The sequence below is a fragment of the Chrysiogenia bacterium genome, from assembly GCA_020434085.1.
Lineage (GTDB): Bacteria > JAGRBM01 > JAGRBM01 > JAGRBM01 > JAGRBM01 > JAGRBM01.
In genome coordinates this window covers 1-2,726 of record JAGRBM010000244.1, presented here as the reverse complement: position 1 = coordinate 2,726, position 2,726 = coordinate 1, and the positions used below count along the sequence as shown (strand labels likewise).

The following is a 2,726-nucleotide window of genomic DNA, read 5'->3' as shown; positions in this document are numbered from 1 at the left end:
CTACATGGTGGCGACCAACCTGCGCAGCGCGCCCGACGAGATGGATTACTTCCTCAATCACTCGGAAGCCAGGGCGCTCATCTCCCACACCGGGGAGACGGCGGCGTGGGAGCCGATTCTGAAAGACTGCCCGGCGATCCAGAGCGAGCAGATCGTGCTCTTCGGCGATGCCGGTGAGATCGGCGCGCGCGTTTCGGGCGCGGAGATTCTCGAATCGGGCAGCGGCGAGTTCGAAGCGCCGGCGCTCGACGCGATGGACCTGGCCGCCGTGCTCTATACCTCCGGCACGACGAGCCGTCCCAAGGGCGTGATGATCACCCAGGGCAACTACGTCTGGGCGGCCGAGCTCCAGGTGCGCACGCAGATGCTGAGCGCCGCCGACCGCTACCTGGTGTGTCTTCCCTATTTCCACATCAACGCGCAGACCTATTCGACGCTGCCGGTGATGTCGGTCGGCGGTTCCATGGTGCTGATGGAGCGGTTCTCCAAGAGCCGCTTCTGGGACATCGTGGGCGAGCACAAGCCCACAGTGTGGAGCTACGTGCCGGCGCTCACCAACATGCTCGAACTCCATGAGCCCGGCCCGCATGAGAAGAACCACAGCTTCCGCCTCTGGGGCGGGGGTCTGCGGCACGCACGGCTCGAAGCGCGCTTTGGCGTAAAGACCATCGGCTGGTTCGGCATGACCGAGACCATCACCGTGCCGGTGGCAACGAGCCCGCTCGATGAGGGAAAGCCCGGCGCCGTGGGCTGGCCGAACATGGGCTACCGGATCCGCATCATGCACGAGGACGGCGTCACCGAATGTGCCCCCGGCGAGGTGGGCGAGCTGGAGATCCACGGCATTCCCGGCGTGAGCCTGACGAAGGGGTATCTGAAGAATCCCGAGGCCACCGCCGAGACGATTTCGGAGGACGGCTGGCTCAAGACCGGCGACAACGTCGTCGCCGACGAGCGCGGCTACATCACCTATGTCAATCGCAAGAAAGACATGCTCAAGGTCGGCGGCGAGAACGTCGCCGCCAGCGAGATCGAACGCGCCGCCATGTCCCACCCGGCAATCTATGAAGCGGCCGCCATCGGCATCCGCGACAAGGTGCTCGGCGAAGTGCCCAAGCTCTATGCCGTCCTGCGACCGGGTGCGAGCGCCCAGCCGCAGGAAATCATCGAACACTGCGCCGGCAAGCTGGCCGACTTCAAGGTCCCCCGCGAAGTGGAATTCATCGACGAGCTGCCCAAGGGCACCCTGGAGAAGGTTTCCAAGAAGACCCTGCTGGAGTGGGAGAAGGCCAGGCGCGGGTAGGGCGGGAGGCCGTAAAAGGCACTGTTTCGCTTTCATAGCGACCCCAAAACCCCGTTTTGCTTTTTGACTCTCTGATCAATAAGATCGCCATCGCGCGTCAAAGGGGCAGGGTCCCGGGGCGCAAAATCCAGCGTCAAACTTGGTGGTTAGGGGAGGCTGCGCCTGGCTCCCTTGCCGGAGCGGCCGGGATCGAAGTGTACGGCCCTCACCCAGGGATGCTGAAATTCACAGACAAAGCAACGAGGTGGGCCTCTATGGGAACGATTGATCGACTGCGTTCAACACTGATCGAAACGCGCGGCACGCTGAAGATTCTGCCGAACCTTCCGTGGGTATTGCCGCAGACCAAGTGGAACGGCGGCCGCATTCTGGCCGACAACGCCAAGAAATACGGCTCGCGCCCGGCGCTCGCCTATCTCGAAGAGCGCTACACCTGGAAGCAGTACAACGACAAGGCCAACCAGTATGCCGACTTCCTGCGCAAGCAGGGCATCGGCAAGGGCGACGTCGTCGCGCTCGTCATGGACAATCGTCCCGACTTCCTCTTCGCCTTCATGGGAATCAACAAGCTGCGCGCCGTCAGCGCGATGATCAACACCAACCTGACGGGCAAGGCGCTCACCCACGCCATCAACATCGGCGGCCCCAAGGCCGTGCTGGTCGGAAATGAGCACACCGAGGCGGTAAAGGCGATCGAGGGCGACCTCGAGAACATCGATCTCAAAAAGGACATGTGGGTCCAGCTCGAAAACGGTCAGGGCGATTCGGCCGGTTACCGCGTCATCAATGACGAAGTCGCCGCCAGCGCCACGCGCGAGCACAGCACGAAGGACAACATGCCCAGCACAGCCGAACGCATGTGCTTCATCTACACCTCGGGCACGACGGGCCTCCCCAAGGCGGCGGTGATTACCAACCAGCGCTGGCTGATGGCGGGCCTGGCGTTCGGCAAGACGTTGCACGATGCCAAGGCGAGTGACACCATCTACGTTGCGCTTCCGCTCTACCATTCGAGCGCCCAGTTCGGCGGTGTGGGTGCGACGCTCGCCACGGGGGCGAGTCTGGCGCTGCGCCGCAAGTTTTCCGCCTCCAACTTCTGGAGCGATGTGCGCAGCTTCGGCGCCACGCGCTTCATGTACATCGGCGAGCTCTGCCGTTACCTGCTCAACCACCCGGTGCAGCCGGGCGAGCGCGATCACAAGCTCAAGATCGGCGTGGGCAACGGGCTGCGTCCCGACATCTGGGAAACCTTCCAGGATCGCTTCGGCGTTCCGACGATGCGCGAGTTCTACGGCGCTACCGAAGGCAATGCCCCGCTCTTCAATATCGAGGGACGTCCGGGCAAGGTCGGTCGCCTGCGCCCGGGACAGGTCATCGTCAACTGCGACCCGGCCACCGGCGACATCATCCGCAACAGCCAGGG

Annotated in this window: 2 protein-coding genes; both read left to right on the top strand. The window is 63.6% G+C overall.

What is annotated here, in order from left to right; translation table 11 throughout:
* A partial coding sequence (locus KDH09_08090) for an AMP-binding protein (GenBank protein ID MCB0219637.1) occupies positions 1-1,303 on the top strand: 1,303 nt, incomplete at its 5' end.
* Positions 1,304-1,557: 254 nt separating this feature from the next.
* Positions 1,558-2,726, top strand: a 1,169-nt coding sequence (locus KDH09_08085) for an AMP-binding protein (protein MCB0219636.1), incomplete at its 3' end; no start/stop codon positions are given.